At 66.9% G+C, this 562-nt stretch carries 1 protein-coding gene; it reads right to left on the bottom strand.

All coding sequences use genetic code 11. The features are described 5' to 3' along the window. Window positions 1-562, bottom strand: a 562-nt coding sequence (locus tag DK254_RS05800) for a carbohydrate porin (protein WP_177412029.1), incomplete at both ends; no start/stop codon positions are given.

Raw genomic sequence — 562 nt, 5'->3', positions numbered from 1 at the left:
TGTTGGTCGCCTGGTCATGCACGGTGAAGTTGGCGAACAGGCTCAGGCCGCGCGAGGCGTCGCCGTCGTGGGCGGTCACCTGCTGCTGCGCCACCACCCACCAGCCGTGCTTGCTGCCGTGGGACTTGAAGGCGTCGCCGGTCAGCGCCTGGGGCTGGCCATTGACGTCCTCGTAGACGTCGTCGGCCTTGGCGGTGCTGTAGTAGTAGCCCAGGCGGTATTCGCCCGGCAGTTGCTGCGGGCCCACCTTCGGCGACCACACCAGTTCCACCGGCAGGATGGCGCCCTGGGTGCCGCTGCCGCTGAGCTTGAAGCCGTTGCCGGTCTCCAGGTTCGAGGGGTTCTGCTCGTAGGCGCCGACCTGCACGAAGAACTCGGGGCTGAGGTTGTATTTCACCCGCAGCGCCCACTGGCTCACCGGCCAGTTGTACCAGATGCCGCCCACCCAGTTGCCCACCTGCGAGCCGCAGAACGCCAGGTTCTGGAAGTCGCAGGGGAAGCTGTTGAAGTCCTCGCCCTCGCCGAAGCGGCCGAACTTCACGTCCAGGGCGTCGTCGAGGAA

Origin of the sequence: Pseudomonas sp. RW407 (assembly GCF_003176655.1) — a bacterium.
GTDB lineage: Bacteria > Pseudomonadota > Gammaproteobacteria > Pseudomonadales > Pseudomonadaceae > Pseudomonas > Pseudomonas delhiensis.
The sequence above is the reverse complement of the archived record's forward strand: the minus strand, read 5'-3'. Positions and strand labels throughout refer to the sequence as shown.